This is a genomic window from Streptococcus sp. 517s (assembly GCF_054445985.1).
Genome location: NZ_CM136847.1, coordinates 874,200 through 890,590, shown reverse-complemented (window position 1 = coordinate 890,590; position 16,391 = coordinate 874,200). Strand labels below are relative to the sequence as shown.

At 41.2% G+C, this 16,391-nt stretch carries 20 protein-coding genes; 12 read left to right on the top strand and 8 right to left on the bottom strand.

Features of this window, described 5'->3' with window-relative positions:
* Positions 1-19: 19 nt before the first annotated feature.
* From ACVX3R_RS04580 to ACVX3R_RS04570, 3 genes are read right to left on the bottom strand one after another with little or no spacing between them, the layout of a single operon-like run.
* On the bottom strand, positions 20-916 hold the full coding sequence (locus tag ACVX3R_RS04580; protein ID WP_458795614.1) for an RluA family pseudouridine synthase: 897 nt from the start codon (positions 914-916) through the stop codon (positions 20-22).
* On the bottom strand, positions 913-1,731 hold the full coding sequence (locus ACVX3R_RS04575) for an NAD kinase (protein ID WP_000799063.1): 819 nt from the start codon (positions 1,729-1,731) through the stop codon (positions 913-915). Before ACVX3R_RS04575 ends, ACVX3R_RS04580 begins: the two co-directional genes overlap by 4 nt.
* Positions 1,715-2,386 (bottom strand): GTP pyrophosphokinase, encoded by a 672-nt coding sequence (locus tag ACVX3R_RS04570; RefSeq protein WP_458795613.1) that lies wholly within the window; start codon positions 2,384-2,386, stop codon positions 1,715-1,717. The genes ACVX3R_RS04575 and ACVX3R_RS04570 overlap by 17 nt, the downstream gene beginning before the upstream one ends.
* Before the next feature lie 129 nt (positions 2,387-2,515).
* Here ACVX3R_RS04570 and ACVX3R_RS04565 point away from each other — a divergent pair, with 129 nt between their 5' ends.
* The 7 genes from ACVX3R_RS04565 (at position 2,516) to ACVX3R_RS04535 (ending at position 7,283) form a co-directional block, all read left to right on the top strand.
* A complete protein-coding gene (locus ACVX3R_RS04565; protein ID WP_458795612.1) occupies positions 2,516-3,085 on the top strand; it encodes a CYTH domain-containing protein in 570 nt (189 codons plus the stop codon).
* 111 nt (positions 3,086-3,196) lie between these two features.
* A complete protein-coding gene (locus ACVX3R_RS04560) occupies positions 3,197-4,156 on the top strand; it encodes a ribose-phosphate diphosphokinase (RefSeq protein ID WP_001283846.1) in 960 nt (319 codons plus the stop codon).
* A gap of 9 nt (positions 4,157-4,165) precedes the next feature.
* A complete protein-coding gene (locus ACVX3R_RS04555; protein WP_458795611.1) occupies positions 4,166-5,281 on the top strand; it encodes a cysteine desulfurase family protein in 1,116 nt (371 codons plus the stop codon).
* Positions 5,282-5,285: 4 nt separating this feature from the next.
* The gene (locus tag ACVX3R_RS04550) at positions 5,286-5,633 is read left to right on the top strand and encodes a DUF1831 domain-containing protein (RefSeq protein WP_000863517.1); all 348 of its coding nucleotides are present in this window, start codon (positions 5,286-5,288) and stop codon (positions 5,631-5,633) included.
* A gap of 6 nt (positions 5,634-5,639) precedes the next feature.
* The gene (locus tag ACVX3R_RS04545; protein ID WP_458795675.1) at positions 5,640-5,843 is read left to right on the top strand and encodes a DUF4649 family protein; all 204 of its coding nucleotides are present in this window, start codon (positions 5,640-5,642) and stop codon (positions 5,841-5,843) included.
* A gap of 93 nt (positions 5,844-5,936) precedes the next feature.
* The gene (locus tag ACVX3R_RS04540; RefSeq protein WP_458795610.1) at positions 5,937-6,578 is read left to right on the top strand and encodes a redox-sensing transcriptional repressor Rex; all 642 of its coding nucleotides are present in this window, start codon (positions 5,937-5,939) and stop codon (positions 6,576-6,578) included.
* 15 nt (positions 6,579-6,593) lie between these two features.
* Positions 6,594-7,283 (top strand): gamma-glutamyl-gamma-aminobutyrate hydrolase family protein, encoded by a 690-nt coding sequence (locus tag ACVX3R_RS04535; RefSeq protein ID WP_458795609.1) that lies wholly within the window; start codon positions 6,594-6,596, stop codon positions 7,281-7,283.
* Here the strand turns inward: ACVX3R_RS04535 and radC are convergent.
* From radC to ACVX3R_RS04515, 4 genes are all read right to left on the bottom strand, one after another.
* Positions 7,280-7,960: a RadC family protein gene (gene radC / locus ACVX3R_RS04530; protein ID WP_458795608.1), complete on the bottom strand. Its 681-nt coding sequence runs from the start codon at positions 7,958-7,960 to the stop codon at positions 7,280-7,282. The genes ACVX3R_RS04535 and radC overlap by 4 nt on opposite strands.
* 42 nt (positions 7,961-8,002) lie before the next feature.
* Positions 8,003-10,294, bottom strand: coding sequence for a DNA helicase PcrA (gene pcrA / locus ACVX3R_RS04525; protein ID WP_458795607.1), 2,292 nt, complete (start codon positions 10,292-10,294; stop codon positions 8,003-8,005).
* 88 nt (positions 10,295-10,382) lie between these two features.
* On the bottom strand, positions 10,383-10,895 hold the full coding sequence (locus tag ACVX3R_RS04520) for an N-acetyltransferase family protein (protein WP_458795606.1): 513 nt from the start codon (positions 10,893-10,895) through the stop codon (positions 10,383-10,385).
* A 73-nt stretch (positions 10,896-10,968) separates the two neighbouring features.
* Positions 10,969-12,639, bottom strand: coding sequence for a formate--tetrahydrofolate ligase (locus tag ACVX3R_RS04515; protein ID WP_458795605.1), 1,671 nt, complete (start codon positions 12,637-12,639; stop codon positions 10,969-10,971).
* Between the two features lie 231 nt (positions 12,640-12,870).
* On the opposite strand from ACVX3R_RS04515, the gene coaB reads away from it, so the two are divergent.
* The 5 genes from coaB (at position 12,871) to ACVX3R_RS04490 (ending at position 15,907) form a co-directional block, all read left to right on the top strand.
* Positions 12,871-13,560, top strand: a complete 690-nt coding sequence (gene coaB / locus ACVX3R_RS04510; protein WP_458795604.1) for a phosphopantothenate--cysteine ligase — start codon at positions 12,871-12,873, stop codon at positions 13,558-13,560.
* 11 nt (positions 13,561-13,571) lie between these two features.
* Positions 13,572-14,123, top strand: a complete 552-nt coding sequence (coaC, locus tag ACVX3R_RS04505) for a phosphopantothenoylcysteine decarboxylase (protein ID WP_458795603.1) — start codon at positions 13,572-13,574, stop codon at positions 14,121-14,123.
* Entirely contained in the window at positions 14,107-14,670 is a 564-nt protein-coding gene (locus ACVX3R_RS04500) for an ECF transporter S component (RefSeq protein ID WP_247920728.1), read from the top strand. Before coaC ends, ACVX3R_RS04500 begins: the two co-directional genes overlap by 17 nt.
* Before the next feature lie 182 nt (positions 14,671-14,852).
* Positions 14,853-15,380 carry an ECF transporter S component gene (locus ACVX3R_RS04495; RefSeq protein WP_000354636.1) on the top strand — a complete coding sequence of 176 codons (528 nt, stop codon included), beginning with the start codon at positions 14,853-14,855 and terminating at the stop codon, positions 15,378-15,380.
* 11 nt (positions 15,381-15,391) lie between these two features.
* Positions 15,392-15,907, top strand: a complete 516-nt coding sequence (locus tag ACVX3R_RS04490) for a transcription repressor NadR (protein WP_061413959.1) — start codon at positions 15,392-15,394, stop codon at positions 15,905-15,907.
* Here ACVX3R_RS04490 and ACVX3R_RS04485 read toward each other — a convergent pair.
* Positions 15,904-16,371: an 8-oxo-dGTP diphosphatase gene (locus ACVX3R_RS04485; RefSeq protein WP_000085290.1), complete on the bottom strand. Its 468-nt coding sequence runs from the start codon at positions 16,369-16,371 to the stop codon at positions 15,904-15,906. The genes ACVX3R_RS04490 and ACVX3R_RS04485 overlap by 4 nt on opposite strands.
* Positions 16,372-16,391: the final 20 nt, after the last annotated feature.

Below are 16,391 nucleotides of genomic sequence, written 5' to 3'. Positions count from 1 at the left end.
ATTATACTCAAAATAGATTTTAAAGAGTATTAGTTGATAACTGAGTAATAAGATTGTTAAAATCACCTGGCAAGGGGCTTTCAAGCTCTAGCTGACGCTCCAAGAAGGGATGATAAAATGATAAGAAATGGCAATGCAAGGCCTGACGTTGAATCCCATCGTCTAAGCTTCCTCCATAGAGATCGTCTCCCAACAAGGGAAAACCGATATGAGAAAAATGCACTCGGATCTGATGAGTTCGTCCAGTATGCAGGCGAATATCAACTAGGTGAATATCTCCATAAGACGCTACAACTTTGTAAGACGTATGGGCGTATTTCCCACCTTTGGCAACCCGTCTCGTGATAATGGAGTCCACATCACGCGCAATCGGGGCGATAATCTCCCCTTCTGGCTCCAAAACACCAGCTCCTTTAACCAAAGCAAAGTAGCGTTTCTCGATAGACTTTCGTTGCAACTGCTTGTCTAAACGTGCATGAGCGTAGCCGTGCTTGGCAAAAAGCATCAAACCAGAAGTATCTCTATCAAGCCTAGTCACGATGTGAACCTGCTGGTTTTCATAGTTTTGATTGACATAGTAGCCCTTGATAAAATTAGCAATGGTGTTGGAATGATTGACACTGGGGATGGAAGCTACTCCATAAGGCTTATTCAAAACCAGAAAATGGTCATCCTCATATAAGATATCGAGTGGTCGCTCGATAGCCTCCAAGGTTTCAAAGCCTTCCTCTGCTGGAATATCAATAGTTACCCTGTCTCCAATATCTAAAAGATAAGTCGCATTTTGAGGTTGGCCATTGACCAGAATAGCCCCACCTCGAAACTTAATCTTAGCCAAAAGTCCCTTAGAAATCTCATGTTTCTTGAGAAAAGTTTTGACTTTGACGTGCTCATCTGCGGTAAATTCGAACCTCATTCATCCACCTCGCCGATGAAGGCATCTTTGACACGATTCCAGAAACTAGTGTGGCTTGGTGTCGCTACGAAGTGAATCTTGTGATGGTCGATTTGATACTCAATCCGTTCGATATTACGGAAAGAATAGACGCTGTTATCGACTGATATCGTGTGGTAATCATTGCGTGTTGGTAAGAGCTCAATCTTATCTTTTTTGGGAATAATGATTGATGATCCCAGAGTGCGATAGACTCGGTTGTTAAGACTCGCTATCTCCGTCAACTGCAAGGCTTCAATGGTAGGATGCAAGACAGCTCCACCCAAGGACTTGTTGTAGGCGGTACTTCCCGTTGGCGTTGAAACAGTCACTCCATCTCCACGAAATCGCTCGAACGGAACATGGTTAATGATGATATCCGCAACCATGGTGCGGTCTGATCGACGGATACTCGCTTCATTTAAAGCTCGGAAGATTTTCACTTCTCCATTTTCAAGCGTTACCTTGACATTCAAAACAGGATAGGAAACTTTGGCACCAGTATCTAGCAGAAGATTGGTCACCAACTGATCCAACTCAAAATCACGATAATCTGTGTAGAATCCCAAATGCCCTGTATGAACACCTACAAATCGAACCTTGTCTAACTGATTCTCGTACTTGTGAAAGGCAGATAAAAGCATCCCGTCACCACCAATCGAAATGACGATGTCGGGATTGGTATCGTTCAGTATAAAATGTTGTTTCTTTAGTTTTTCCCTCAGTTCATGCAAAACCTTCTGACTCTGCGGCTTTCTATTTGCTATGAGGTCAACTCGTTTACCTGTATTCTTCATCTGTATCGTCACTATTTCCTACACCATCGTTTAGTTTTCTGCTCAATGGATCAAAGAGAGCCTGTGCTTCCTGTATATCGTCACGAATCTTACCCATTTCTTCATCCAGTTGATAGGCTATTTTGGCCGTGATTTCCAGTCTTTTCCTGATTTCTTCTGGGAAATCGCCCTGGTATTTATAATTGAGCGAGTGCTCAATCGTAGCCCAGAAATTCATGGCTAACGTCCGTATTTGAATTTCCGCCAAAATCGTCTTAGCCCCGTTGATCGTATCAACCGTGTACTCGACAACCACGTGATAAGAACGATAACCTGAAGCCTTACGATGAGTGATATAGTCTCGTTCCTGAACGATTCTCATATCTTGGCGTTTACGTAGAATCTCAACTACTTCTTTAACGTCATCAACAAACTGAACCATGACACGTAAACCAGCAATATCTTGCAGATCATGTTCTAGATTTGCATAAGTAATTCCTCGACGATCCATCTTTTCTTTGATACTTTCAATCGGTTTGACACGACCCGTTACAAACTCAATCGGAGAATGCTTGTTTTGCTTACGATACTGTTTGCGAATTCCTCGAAGTTTTATCTTCAATTCACCAACAGCCTGAATGTAAGGATCTAAAAATTCTTCCCATTCTATGGTCATACTTTCTCCCTTTTTAGTATGAGATTGTGCTGTTAAAAATTTTTGATTTTTTCAGTACATTCGTATACAATAAATACATTGTCCATTATACCATAAATCGCTTTCAAAGATATAGAAAAGGTTGAAAAAATGAAACATTTAGAAATAGAATTGAAAACACTTCTGAAAAAAGAGGAATATGATCATCTAAAAAAACAGTTTTCCCATATCCAACCCGTCCTTCAGAAAAACTACTACATTGACACACCTGATTTTCAATTGCGTGAAAAGAAGGTTGCCATGCGCATTCGCACTTTTGCAGATTGGGCGGAATTGACCTTGAAAGTGCCTCAAACTGTAGGAAATATGGAATACAACCAGAAATTAACTCTTCCAGAAGCTGAATTATACCTAGAAAAACAAAAACTACCTCAAGGACTCGTTCTAGAGAAACTCGCTAAAATTGGTATTGAAAGTCATGACTGGCTTGTTTTAGGCTGCCTTTCAACCCTTCGTTACGAAACGAAAACAGAAATTGGCTTAATGGCGTTAGATGAAAGTCAATACTTTGACCAGACGGACTATGAACTCGAGCTTGAAGTCACCGACCATGAAAAAGGGAAAGCCGATTTTCAGAGATTTTTAGATGAAAATCAGATAACTTATCAGAAAGCTCCATCAAAGTTAATTCGTTTTATTAAAAGCATGAAAAAAAGCTGAAATAATCTCCTTTTTTTGGTAGAATAGAAAAGATAAAAATAAAAGAATCTCCCTTTGAAAAACAGAACTTTCTCAAAGGAGATTCACAAAGTTTACAGAGGACGGTCTATAATGTCAGATAGAAACAACATGAAACTTTTCACCCTAAACTCTAACCCAGAAATCGCTCAAAAGATTGCGGATACAGTTGGTGTACCTCTCGGAAAATTATCCTCTCGTCAATTTTCTGACGGAGAAATCCAGGTCAACATCGAAGAAAGTGTCCGTGGTTACGATGTTTACATCATCCAGTCAACCAGCTACCCCGTTAGCAACCACTTGATGGAATTATTAATCATGGTTGATGCTTGTGTACGTGCAAGTGCTCATAGTATCAACGTTGTCCTTCCTTACTTTGGTTATGCTCGTCAGGATCGTATCGCTTCTTCTCGCGAACCCCTCACTGCAAAACTAGTTGCCAATATGCTTGTCAAAGCTGGTGTAAGCCGTGTTCTAACGCTGGACCTCCATGCTGTTCAGGTCCAAGGTTTCTTTGATATTCCTGTAGATAATCTTTATACTGTTCCTCTATTTGCTAAGCACTACTGTGATAAAGGACTTCTTGGCTCTGATGTTGTTGTTGTTAGTCCAAAGAACTCTGGTGTTAAACGTGCACGTAGTTTGGCTGAATACCTTGATGCTCCTATCGCTATCATTGACTACGCCCAAGACGATTCTGATCGTAACGAAGGCTATATCATTGGGGATGTTGAAGGCAAAAAGGCTATCTTGATTGACGATATCCTAAATACTGGTCGCACCTTCTCTGAAGCAGCCAAAATCGTTGAACGTGAAGGTGCAACTGAGATTTATGCAGTATCTAGTCACGGTTTATTTGTTGAAGGTGCAGCAGACCTCCTTGACGCTACAAACATCAAAGAAATCCTCGTGACAGACTCAGTAGCAACCAAAGAAAGAACTCCAGAAAATGTATGTTACATTACTGCTAGCGAATTAATCGGAGATGCTATCGTCCGCATCCATGAAAGAAAACCAGTCAGCCCACTCTTTGCTTACAACAAAAAGAAATAAGGTGATTCTTTGATTTATTTGGACAATGCTGCAACGACTCCTATGTCAGCAGTTGCTATTTCAGAAATGACCAAGGTCATGCAAGAAACCCATGGTAATCCTTCTAGTATTCATAGTCATGGTCGACAGGCTGGCAAGCTCTTGCGAGAAGCCCGTCAGGAACTAGCCCACTTACTAGGAACCAAACCTCAGCATATCTTTTTCACGTCTGGCGGTACAGAAAGTAACAATACAGCCATTATTGGCTATTGTCTCCGTCATCAAAATCGTGGAAAACATATCATTACGACAGCTATTGAGCACCATTCTGTGCTTGAAACTATCGATTACCTGGTGCAACATTTTGGCTTTGAAGCGACCATCATCCAACCAGTAAATCAAGAAATTACTGCCCAGCAAATTCAAGAAGCCTTACGTGACGATACTATTCTCGTTTCCACTATGTATGCTAATAATGAAACGGGCAGTCTCTTACCTATCGCTGAGATTGGACGTATTTTAAAAGAGCATCCTGCGGCTTATCATGTAGATGCTGTTCAAGCTATCGGAAAAGTTCCTATCCATCCCGAGGAATTAGGAATTGATTTCCTCAGTGCTTCTGCCCACAAATTCCATGGACCAAAGGGAATCGGCTTTCTTTATGCTTCTTCCGCGGACTTTGATTCCTATCTTCACGGTGGAGACCAAGAACAAAAGAAACGGGCTGGAACAGAAAACCTCGCTGCAATAGTAGGCATGGTTGCTGCTCTCAAAGAGGATTTAGAGCAGCAAGCTGAACATTACCAAAAACTAGAGGGATTAAAATCTGCTTTTCTAAAGGAGATTGCAGATCTAGAATACTATCTCAACGAAAGCAACCACCAGCTTCCTTATGTTGTCAATATTGGCTTTCCTGGTCAAAAAAATGATTTGCTCTTACTCCAGTTAGACCTTGAAGGAATTTCAATTTCTACCGGTTCAGCTTGTACTGCTGGTGTCGTGCAAACCAGTCATGTGCTTGAAGCATTTTATGGACCAGATTCACATCGTTTGAAAGAATCTGTCCGTATCAGTCTGTCTCCTCTTAACACTGAGGAAGAACTAAAACAACTCGCACAAACCTTAAAAAATATTATTGGAGATTAATCTAATGGCATTCGAAAAAACCATTAAACTACAAAACTGCCGCTACGACTACACACTTAGCCCATCTGTCAAAAAATTCACACTCAAAGACAATACTTTCTTTGAAACAAAAGTTGGAAACTTCGAACTGACTCGTCTGCTTGAGAAAGTACCTAACAGCGGTGAAGGATTCAAGCTAAAAATCATCATCAACAAAGACCTTACAGGTGCTAAACTCAATATCACTGACAAGTCAGGCCTTCGTTTGGTTAATATCTTTAAATCAGAAGACCATCATATCCACCAAGAGAAATTCTACTTCCTCATGGACAGCCTTGTAGAACGCGGTATCTTCACAAAAGAAGAAAGATAATTGACTATGTATCGTCTCACTTATCAAGATAGTTATCAAGTAGAGCGTACCCTTGAATTTGAGAGTTACGAAGAGCTTATGTTATCTCTATCAGGTTGTGTAACTCTTCCTGATACATTCCTAGTTACCTCATTAACCTTTGATGATAAAGTTATTTATCAAGGATTGGTCGGGGATCTCTACTGTTTTCTATCACAAGCTAATTTTTAAGACTAAAACTAAGATTTTCTTAGTTTTTTCTTGTTTTTGTTGATTTTTTCACAATGTTTCTATAAAATAGAAGAATAGAAAGGTTGTGGTTTTGTGAAAGATAAACAGTCTGCTATTCCAAAAGCAACAGCAAAAAGACTCTCTCTCTACTATCGAATTTTCAAGAGATTTCATGCAGAAAAAATCGAACGTGCCAACTCCAAGCAAATTGCAGAGGCTATCGGTATCGATTCTGCGACTGTTCGTCGTGATTTTTCCTATTTTGGCGAACTAGGAAGACGTGGTTTTGGTTATGATGTTAAAAAACTGATGACTTTTTTTGCTGACCTCCTAAATGACAACTCTATTACCAATGTTATGTTGGTTGGGATTGGAAATATGGGTCATGCCCTTCTCCACTATCGCTTTCATGAGCGTAACAAGATGAAAATTATCATGGCATTTGACCTTGATGACCATCCAGAAGTCGGGACCCAGACACCTGATGGAATCCCAATTTATGGTATCTCTCAGATTAAAGAAAAAATCAAAGAAGCAGATGTTAAAACTGCTATCCTAACTGTTCCAAGTATTAAATCACAAGAAGTCGCCAATCTTTTGGTCGATGCGGGTATAAAAGGTATTCTCAGCTTTTCCCCTGTTCACCTTCATCTTCCAAAAGATGTGGTCGTTCAGTATGTCGATTTGACCAGCGAACTCCAAACCCTCCTCTATTTTATGCGTAAAGAGGATTAGAAAGCGAAAGCATTTATGAAAAAACCAGTTATTGGGATTACAGGAAATGAAAAAGCTCATCCAGATGATGACATCATGATGAGCTGTGCAGCAAAGGGCTTTGTTGAAGGAGTCAAGGACGCTGGCGGAATTCCAATCATCCTACCGATTGGTGATCAAGAAATGGCTACCCATTACATCAGTATCATTGATAAGCTCATCCTAACGGGTGGGCAAAATGTTGATCCAAAATACTATGGTGAGCCTAAAACCATTGACAGCGATGACTACCATCTTCAAAGAGACCAGTTTGAATTAGCCCTTATCAGAGAAGCGATTAAGCAAAAGAAACCAATTTTCTCTGTTTGTCGGGGTACTCAGCTTTTCAATGTCGCCATGGGAGGCACGCTTCACCAAGATATCGAGGATCATTGGCAGGACTGTTCAGCCGAATACACGACCCAACGCCTCGTAACGGAACCTGATACCATTCTCCGAGAAATCTATGGAGAAATCTCTCATATCAACTCCTTCCACCACCAGAGTATTAAAGATCTAGCTCCTAATCTTAAGGTTGTAGCACATGATCCTAAAGATGGAATCATTGAGGCTGTGACAACTACGGACGGCTTTCCTTACCTTGGTGTCCAATGGCATCCAGAATTTCTATTTGAAAATCGCCCCAAAGATAAAACGCTATTTGACTATGTTGTTAACGAACTCTAGATTAGATCAGTCTTTTCACGGTAACTAAAGTAATCCGAGTGCGAGACAATCAGGTGGTCCAAGAAAACGATCCCCATCAGTGCGCAGGCTTCCTTGACTAGCTTAGTGACATGGTCATCATTTCGACTAGGAGATACTGCACCAGATGGATGATTGTGAACGAGAATCACTGAGGTAGCCATATGCTTGAGGGCATAGTGAAGGATTTCCCTCGGTTCAGCAATGCTGCGTGTCGCAGAGCCGATAAAAATAGTTTGCTGATGGATGATTTGATTTTGAGTATTGAGATAGAGCGCCACTAGGTGCTCTTGTTTTTTGTCGCCCAGTTCCTGTTGCATTTTCTTGGCTAGCTTTTGACTACTGAGAATACTTTCCATCTCAAGGGTTTCATGTTTGTGAATCCGATGTCCCAGTTCAATCACCGCTTGTAATTCAATGGCTTTAATACGTCCAATACCAGACAGACTCTGCAATTCCTGCAGGGTCATTTTTTTCAGATCAGTTAGACTAGTCAGACTATTCAAGACTTTCTGAGCAATTTCAAAAACGTTGGCCTGACGCGTTCCAGTTCTGAGCAGAATAGCTAGTAATTCTTGATTGCTCAGAGCCTCTACTCCTTCTTTAACTAGTCTTTCTCTAGGCAAGAGTGAATCTTCTTGGAATGAAATACTGTACATAAAAATCCTCCTCACTTTATTATTCGTGAGAAGGATGGAAAATTAGATTTTTTTCTCAATTGGGGCTACACTAGCTAAGAGTTTTTTCAGACCGACTTCTGGGAAATTTATTTTCAATTCCTGAGTAGCGCCACTACCCGACACTTCAAGGACTGTTCCTTCACCCCACTTTTTGTGAAGTGCAATATCTCCAATAGACCAACTTGTACTAGTCGAATCTTTTTTATTTCCGGCTGCAAACGGTCCAAATGGGAGACCACTTGACTGGATAGAGCTTGGTGCAGCATTGCGTTTTCGTTCTTGAAGGGCCTGAGCTAGGCTCATACCTTGACCAAAGGCCACGCCACCACTGCTATAAGAGGCTTTAAAGCTAGTATTTGCTGGACGGGCCAAACCTTGATACTCAAGCAAGTCCGAACTAATTTCATTGATGAAACGAGTCGGACGATTGTAGTTGGTACGCCCAAAAAGCAAGCGTGAATTGGCATTGGTCAGATAGAGGATCTTTTCTGCGCGTGTGATACCGACATAGGCCAAACGGCGTTCTTCTTCCAGTTCATCAGGATCTTCAGCTGCGCGGCTAAGCGGAAAGACATTTTCCTCCATCCCGATGATAAAGACAACTGGGAACTCAAGTCCCTTAGCTGCATGGAGGGTCATCAAGGTCACTTCTGATGTCTCCTGACTGCCAGAGTCAGTGTCTGCAATCAAGGCCAAGTCATTCAAGAAACGACTGAGTTTATCTAAACCTGTTTCCTCTTCTTGACTATCAGGATTGTCATCAAAGTTCTTAGTAACGGATAGGAATTCCTCGATATTTTCAACCCGAGCCTTGCTCTCTAAGGTCGCTTGGGCATTAAGAATATCGATATAGCCTGTTTTTTCTAGAACCGCCTCAACCAACTCAGTAATTGTTAATCGATCCAGTTGATCCCGCAAATCCAGAATCATATTGGCAAAATCCCAGATAGACTGGGCTGCTTTTCCTTTGATGCCAGACAGCATGATATTAGCTGAAGCATCCAGCATAGACATCTCTTGCATATTCGCAAAATCGCGAATTTTCTCAACGGTTCCTGGGCCGATTCCGCGTTTAGGTTCGTTAATAATGCGCTCAAAACTGATATTATCACTCAAATTGGCAATGAGGTTAAGGTAAGCGATAATGTCACGGATTTCCTTACGGCTGTAGAACTTGGTCCCGCCGACCATAGTATAAGGAATATTGGACTTTAGGAGGGCCTCCTCAATAGTACGAGACTGGGCGTTAGTCCGATAAAGAACTGCAAAATCTTTGTGGAGGAAGTTGTGACTACGACCAAGTTCATCGATGGTTTTGGCTACAAAAACAGCCTCATCTTGTTCGTCATTTGCGCGATAATAAACGATTTGCTCCCCATCGGCATTCTGAGTCCAGAGATTCTTGGGACGACGATTTTTATTGTTTTTGATGACGTCATTGGCAGCTTGAAGTATGGTTTTAGTTGAACGATAATTTTCTTCCAACAAAACTACCTTGGCGTTAGGGTAATCTTTTTCAAAATCCAATATATTCTGCATATCAGCCCCACGCCAACCGTAGATAGACTGATCCGCATCTCCAACTACACAGATATTTTTAAATCGAGATGCCAAGAGTTTGACCAATTGGTACTGGGCATGGTTAGTATCTTGGTACTCATCTACGTGGATGTACTGGAACTTCTGCTGATAGTAGGTCAAGACATCAGGATTCTGATCAAAGAGACGCAAAGTCAACATAATCAAATCATCAAAGTCAACGGATTCAGACTGACGAAGCTCCTTTTGATAGGCCGTATAACACTGGGCCACGATTTGCGTATACATATCACCAGCTTGAGCAGCATAAGCCACATCATCAATCAAGTCATTCTTAGCATTGGAAATGGTTCCCAAAATAGTGCGTTCATTCCATTTTTTAGGATCCAAGTTTAATTGCTTGAGAATGCGTTTCATGAGAGTTCGTTGCTCTCCTGGATCTACAATGGTGAAGTTCCGATTGTAGCCAATATGATCCGCATCACGACGTAGGATACGAACACACATGGAGTGAAAGGTCGCAATCAGACAGTCCTGAGTAGCTGGATTAAGGCTATAGGCACGCTCCTTCATCTCACGCGCAGCCTTATTGGTAAAGGTAATAGCCAAGATATTCCAAGGATTGACCATCTTCTCATCAATCAAATAAGCAATACGGTGAGTCAAAACTCGAGTCTTCCCAGAACCAGCCCCAGCCATGATCAATAATGGCCCTTCTGTCGTTTGCACCGCCTCAGCCTGACGGTCATTCATTCCATTCAATAATGCGTTCATTTTCTCTTCCTTACTCTTGAAGTCAATGTTTCTATTATATCAGAAATTAGGGAAAATATCTTTAGCTAGACTGATTGCGTGTGGAATTCTACTCTTTCATATCATCAGGAGGAGTCAATGACTTTTGCATCCAAACGATATCATGCCATTTTCCAAACTTATAGCCTATCTTAGGGAAATGAGCTACTTGTTCATAGCCCCTCTTTCGGTGAAGAGAAATGCTCCTATCATTCGGTAAAGCAATACAAGCTAAGAAGCGTAAGTAACCTCTAGACACTAGTTCTTCCTCCAGACAGTCATAGAGTAGACTCCCTAACCCTTGACCTTTGGCTTCTTGATGCAAGTAAATTGACACTTCGACTGACCAATCATAGGCTCTCCTATCATAATAGGTGGAAGCATAGGCATATCCCAAAATTTTGCCTTCTTCCTCTAGCACTAGATAAGGATATTTAAGCAAGGTCTTTTGGATTCTTCTTTGAAATTCTTCAACACTTGGCACCTCGTATTCAAATGTAATGGCTGTATTAAGGACATAGGGAGCATAAATTGCAAGCAGTTCTGGAATATCAGACTCCCTTACTGTTCGAATCGTTGGCATATATTTCTCTTTCTAAAATCGAAAATGAGCTTGGATAGCTTTTCCAAACTCATTTGAAATCAATTGCAATATACTAGAACAATCCTAAAACGGTTCCATCGCTTTCAACATCCATATTAAGAGCGGCTGGACGTTTTGGAAGGCCTGGCATGGTCATAACATCACCTGTTAAGGCAACGATGAAGCCTGCACCTAATTTTGGTACCAATTCACGGATGGTAATTTCAAAGTTCTCTGGTGCTCCAAGTGCATTTGGATTGTCAGAAAAACTGTACTGAGTTTTCGCCATACAGATTGGCAATTTGTCCCATCCATTCTGAACGATTTGAGCGATTTGCGTTTGGGCTTTCTTCTCAAAGTTCACTTTGCTACCACGGTAGATTTCAGTAACAATTTTTTCAATCTTTTCTTGGACAGAAAGGTCATTGTCATAAAGACGAGTGTAGTTTGCTGGATTTTCTGAGATTGTCTTGACAAGCGTTTCGGCAAGTGCTACGCCCCCTTCTGCCCCATCAGCCCAGACACTAGCCAACTCAACTGGCACATTGATAGAGGTACAGAGTTCCTTCAAAGCTGCGATTTCTGCTTCAGTATCAGTGACAAATTCATTAATAGCTACAACTGCTGGAATACCAAATTTACGGATATTTTCAACGTGTCGTTTTAAGTTAGCAAAACCTGCACGAACTGCTTCCACATTTTCCTCTGTCAAAGCATCCTTAGCCACACCACCATTCATCTTAAGGGCACGAAGGGTTGCGACGATGACAACAGCATCTGGAGATGTTGGCAAGTTTGGTGTCTTGATATCAAGGAATTTCTCAGCACCAAGGTCTGCACCAAAACCAGCTTCAGTAACCGTATAATCAGCCAAGTGAAGAGCTGTGCTTGTTGCCAAGACAGAGTTACAGCCATGAGCAATATTGGCAAATGGACCACCGTGTACAAAAGCAGGTGTTCCGTAGATTGTCTGAACCAAGTTTGGTTTGATAGCATCTTTCAAAATCAATGCTAAAGCTCCCTCAACTTGCAAATCACCAACAGTAACTGGTGTACGGTCATAGCGATATCCGATAACGATATTCGCCAAACGACGTTTCAAATCTTCAATATCAGTCGCCAAGCAAAGAATGGCCATGATTTCGGAAGCAACTGTAATATCGAAACCATCCTCACGTGGAATACCATTTAGAGGGCCACCAAGTCCAACGGTAACATGGCGAAGGGCGCGGTCGTTCAAGTCTACTACACGTTTCCAGAGGATACGACGTTGGTCAATTCCTAGCTCATTCCCTTGGTGCAAGTGATTGTCAATCAAGGCTGAAAGAGCATTGTTAGCAGTTGTAATGGCATGCATATCCCCCGTAAAGTGGAGGTTGATGTCCTCCATTGGCAACACTTGGGCATAACCACCACCGGCTGCACCTCCCTTAATCCCCATGACTGGACCAAGAGACGGTTCGCGAATGGCAATCATGGTTTTCTTACCAATCTTGTTCAAGGCATCTGCCAGACCAATGGTAATAGTTGATTTCCCTTCACCTGCTGGTGTTGGATTGATGGCAGTAACCAAGATCAATTTTCCAACTGGATTGCTCTCAACTGCACGAATTTTATCAAAGCTGAGCTTAGCCTTGTACTTCCCGTACAATTCCAGATCGTCGTAAGAAATACCCAATTTCTCTACAACATCAACGATTGGTTTCAACTCAATACTCTGTGCGATTTCAATATCTGTTTTCATTCAAAACTCCTCTAACCTCTAATATGATAACTCATTATAACACAAAAAAAAGTTTTTCACATACAAAAAGCTTAGTAAAGTTTATAAACATCAAGTTTTAAGGTCTATATTAGACATTTTTTTTACTTTTTATAAGTTTTTATAGCCAAAAACTATAATCTTGCTGGAAAATTAGATAAAATAACAAACGCTTTCTTTTGATTCTATTTTATTTTTTGGTACAATAGTCCTATGAAAATTTTAGTCACATCGGGCGGTACCAGTGAAGCTATCGATAGCGTCCGCTCTATCACAAATCACTCGACTGGTCGCTTGGGAAAAATCATCACAGAAACCTTGCTTGCTGCGGGGCATGAAGTTTGTTTGATAACGACAAAACGAGCTGTGAAACCAGAAACTCATCCCAACCTAAGCATTCGAGAAATTAATAATGCCAACGACCTTCTTCTGAAAATGAAGGATTGTGTTCCAAATTACCAGGTCTTGATTCATTCAATGGCTGTGTCTGACTATACTCCTGTTTATATGACGGGGCTTGAGGAGGTACAGGCTAGCTCCAACCTAGAAGAATTCTTAAACAAGCAGAATCATCAAGCTAAGATTTCTTCAACTGATGAGGTTCAGGTTTTATTCCTGAAAAAAACACCCAAAATCATCTCTCTAGTCAAAGAATGGAATCCTGCTATTCATCTGATTGGTTTTAAACTGCTGGTTGATGTTACCGAAGATCATCTAGTTGAGATTGCTAGAAAAAGTCTTATCAAGAACCGAGCAGACTTGATCATTGCAAATGACCTCACTCACATTTCAGCAAATCAGCATCGGGCAATCTTTGTTGAGAATGATCATCTTCAAACTGTTCAAACCAAAGAGGAAATTGCAGAACTCCTCCTTGAAAAAATTCAAACCTATCATTCATAGAAAGGAAAGCCATGGCAAATATTCTCATTGCAGTGACAGGTTCCATTGCCTCCTATAAATCAGCTGACCTGGTCAGTTCTTTGAAAAAACAAGGCCATCATGTCACTGTCTTAATGACCGAGGCAGCGAGAGAGTTTATCCAGCCTTTGACACTACAGGTACTCTCACAGAATCCAGTTCACCTTGATGTCATGAAGGAACCCGCTCCTGATCAAGTCAATCATATCGAACTAGGAAAAAAAGCTGACCTTTTTATTGTTGTCCCTGCTACTGCTAATACCATTGCCAAACTAGCACATGGTTTTGCGGATAACATGGTTACGAGTACAGCTCTTGCCCTGCAAGATCACGTCAAAAAGTTAGTCGCACCAGCCATGAATACAAAAATGTATGACCATCCGGCAACTCAGGCTAATCTAAAAACATTAGAGACTTATGGTTATCAGATTATCTCTCCCAAGGAATCTCTACTAGCCTGTGGTGATTACGGCAAAGGCGCCCTAGCTGACCTGAATACTATTTTAGAAAGAATAAAGGAAACCCTCGATGAACAAACGCTCTAACATTGCCCCAATTGCTATCTTTTTTGCAGTTATGCTCGTTATCCACTTTTTGAGCTCTCTCCTATTTAATCTTTTCCCATTTCCAATTAAACCAACTATCGTTCATATTCCAGTAATCATTGCTAGTATCATTTACGGCCCACGAGTTGGTGTTACACTTGGTTTCTTGATGGGACTGCTAAGCTTAACGGTAAACACGATTACCATCCTTCCAACCAGCTACCTCTTTTCTCCATTCGTACCGAACGGAAACATCTATTCTGCGATTATCGCTATTGTCCCTCGCATTTTGATCGGTCTGACACCTTACTTGGTTTATAAACTGATGAAAAATAAAACTGGGCTAATCCTAGCTGGTGCTCTCGGTTCCCTTACAAACACCGTCTTTGTCCTCGGGGGAATCTTCTTCCTTTTTGGAAATGTCTTCGATGGCAATATCCAAAAACTCCTAGCAACTGTCATCTCTACAAACTCAATCGCCGAATTGGTTATCTCAGCTATTCTAACTGTAGCGATTGTCCCACGTCTCGAAACCTTGAAGAAATAAAAAAATAACTCCACTTTCGTCCTGAAGGTGGAGTTTAACATTTAAAACATAAGAATTAAGTTCCCAGTATTCTTTCTTTACCACATTTAATCAAATATCCCTTAAAAATCACTAATGCTTCTTGACTTAACTGATTATTTATTGTACTATACTTGTGTATATACAGATAAATGGAGGTTCTTATGGATATACGGAAAAAAACGCAGTTTATGACCATGACTGCTCTACTCACAGCAATCGCGATTTTGATTCCAATCATTATGCCTTTTAAAATCGTCATCCCACCAGCTTCTTACACTTTAGGAAGCCATATCGCCATCTTTATCGCCATGTTCCTATCACCTTTGATGGCTGCTTTTGTGATTATTGCTTCGAGTCTCGGTTTCCTGATGGCAGGCTACCCTATGGTTATCGTCCTACGCGCCTTTTCTCACATCGTTTTTGGTATTTTGGGAGCATTTTACTTAAAAAAATTCCCTGAAACCTTGGATAAACCAAAGGCATCTTGGATTTTTAACTTTGTTTTGGGTGTTGTTCACGCTATCGCTGAAGTACTAGCTTGTATCATCTTCTATGCTACTTCAGGGACAAACGTTGAAAATATGTTTTATGTTCTCTTCGTCCTAGTTGGTTTTGGAACAATTGTCCATAGTATGGTAGACTATACATTAGCACTAGCTGTCTATAAGGTGCTTCGAAAACGTCGCTAAAAGGAAAAACTATGACAACGGATCGCAAACAAGCTCTTCTCAAACTATTAAAAGAGGCGCCAAAAGCTCTCAATGGTCAAACCTTGGCTGAACACTTTCATGTTACGCGCCAAGTCATTGTACAGGATATCGCTATTCTCCGAGCAGATGGGGCTCCTATCCTATCCACCAATCGTGGTTATATCTACAAAGAAAATGATGCCAGTCCCTACGTCCACAAACTCTTTAAAGTGAAACATGAACTGGAAGAAATCGGGCAGGAACTTCTAGCCATTGTAGATAATGGCGGACGCGTTCAAAATATCTTAATTGATCATCCCGTTTATGGTGAAATTGAGACTCTGCTCAAACTTACCTGTCGCCGAGATGTCCAGCATTTTCTCGAACAAGTAGAGAACTCAGACTTTAGACCACTTTCTGAATTGACAGACGGCATCCATTACCACCTTGTTGAAGCCGAGACACAACAAGACCTCCACTATATCGAGGAGGCCTTGGATCAGCTCGGTTATTTGGTAAAAGACTAGAAAATTTCTTTCTCCCAGCCGTCCTCTGTACGGTGACGATAGAAGAACTCAGACTTGTCAGGTGCTTCCATCATTTCCATCAAAGGCAACATATCATAGGCCAGATCCAAGTTTGGAATCTGGTCTTTTTGCACCCAAGATACTTCTCCTTCCTCTGAGGATTGAAGAGTTCCACTAAACTCTGTCGCCTTATAACAAACGACGATGTAGCGCTCACCTGTATCTAAGGGCCAATTTTTAATACCGACCAGTTGGGGATTCTGAATCGTTAGACCAGTTTCTTCGTATATTTCACGAATGACGGACTCGGCAAAGGCCTCGCCGTTCTCAACATGACCTCCTGGAAAGGCATAGCCAGACCAGCGATTGTTTTCAGGAGAGCGATATTGCATGACTACTCGCTTATTTTCTAGATCTTCGATTAGACAGATGTTGGTTAAAATAGTTGCTTGGGCACGGGACATAGATTTGCTCGCTTTCTAAA

Bases quoted from the DNA above. Each gene is read 5' to 3' on its own strand.
- ACVX3R_RS04580 (WP_458795614.1), bottom strand. From the start codon at position 916: ATGAGGTTCGAATTTACCGCAGATGAGCACGTCAAAGTCAAAACTTTT.
- ACVX3R_RS04575 (WP_000799063.1), bottom strand. From the start codon at position 1,731: ATGAAGAATACAGGTAAACGAGTTGACCTCATAGCAAATAGAAAGCCG.
- ACVX3R_RS04570 (WP_458795613.1), bottom strand. From the start codon at position 2,386: ATGACCATAGAATGGGAAGAATTTTTAGATCCTTACATTCAGGCTGTT.
- ACVX3R_RS04565 (WP_458795612.1), top strand. From the start codon at position 2,516: ATGAAACATTTAGAAATAGAATTGAAAACACTTCTGAAAAAAGAGGAA.
- ACVX3R_RS04560 (WP_001283846.1), top strand. From the start codon at position 3,197: ATGTCAGATAGAAACAACATGAAACTTTTCACCCTAAACTCTAACCCA.
- ACVX3R_RS04550 (WP_000863517.1), top strand. From the start codon at position 5,286: ATGGCATTCGAAAAAACCATTAAACTACAAAACTGCCGCTACGACTAC.
- ACVX3R_RS04545 (WP_458795675.1), top strand. From the start codon at position 5,640: ATGTATCGTCTCACTTATCAAGATAGTTATCAAGTAGAGCGTACCCTT.
- ACVX3R_RS04535 (WP_458795609.1), top strand. From the start codon at position 6,594: ATGAAAAAACCAGTTATTGGGATTACAGGAAATGAAAAAGCTCATCCA.
- radC (WP_458795608.1), bottom strand. From the start codon at position 7,960: ATGTACAGTATTTCATTCCAAGAAGATTCACTCTTGCCTAGAGAAAGA.
- pcrA (WP_458795607.1), bottom strand. From the start codon at position 10,294: ATGAACGCATTATTGAATGGAATGAATGACCGTCAGGCTGAGGCGGTG.
- ACVX3R_RS04520 (WP_458795606.1), bottom strand. From the start codon at position 10,895: ATGCCAACGATTCGAACAGTAAGGGAGTCTGATATTCCAGAACTGCTT.
- ACVX3R_RS04515 (WP_458795605.1), bottom strand. From the start codon at position 12,639: ATGAAAACAGATATTGAAATCGCACAGAGTATTGAGTTGAAACCAATC.
- coaB (WP_458795604.1), top strand. From the start codon at position 12,871: ATGAAAATTTTAGTCACATCGGGCGGTACCAGTGAAGCTATCGATAGC.
- coaC (WP_458795603.1), top strand. From the start codon at position 13,572: ATGGCAAATATTCTCATTGCAGTGACAGGTTCCATTGCCTCCTATAAA.
- ACVX3R_RS04500 (WP_247920728.1), top strand. From the start codon at position 14,107: ATGAACAAACGCTCTAACATTGCCCCAATTGCTATCTTTTTTGCAGTT.
- ACVX3R_RS04495 (WP_000354636.1), top strand. From the start codon at position 14,853: ATGGATATACGGAAAAAAACGCAGTTTATGACCATGACTGCTCTACTC.
- ACVX3R_RS04490 (WP_061413959.1), top strand. From the start codon at position 15,392: ATGACAACGGATCGCAAACAAGCTCTTCTCAAACTATTAAAAGAGGCG.
- ACVX3R_RS04485 (WP_000085290.1), bottom strand. From the start codon at position 16,371: ATGTCCCGTGCCCAAGCAACTATTTTAACCAACATCTGTCTAATCGAA.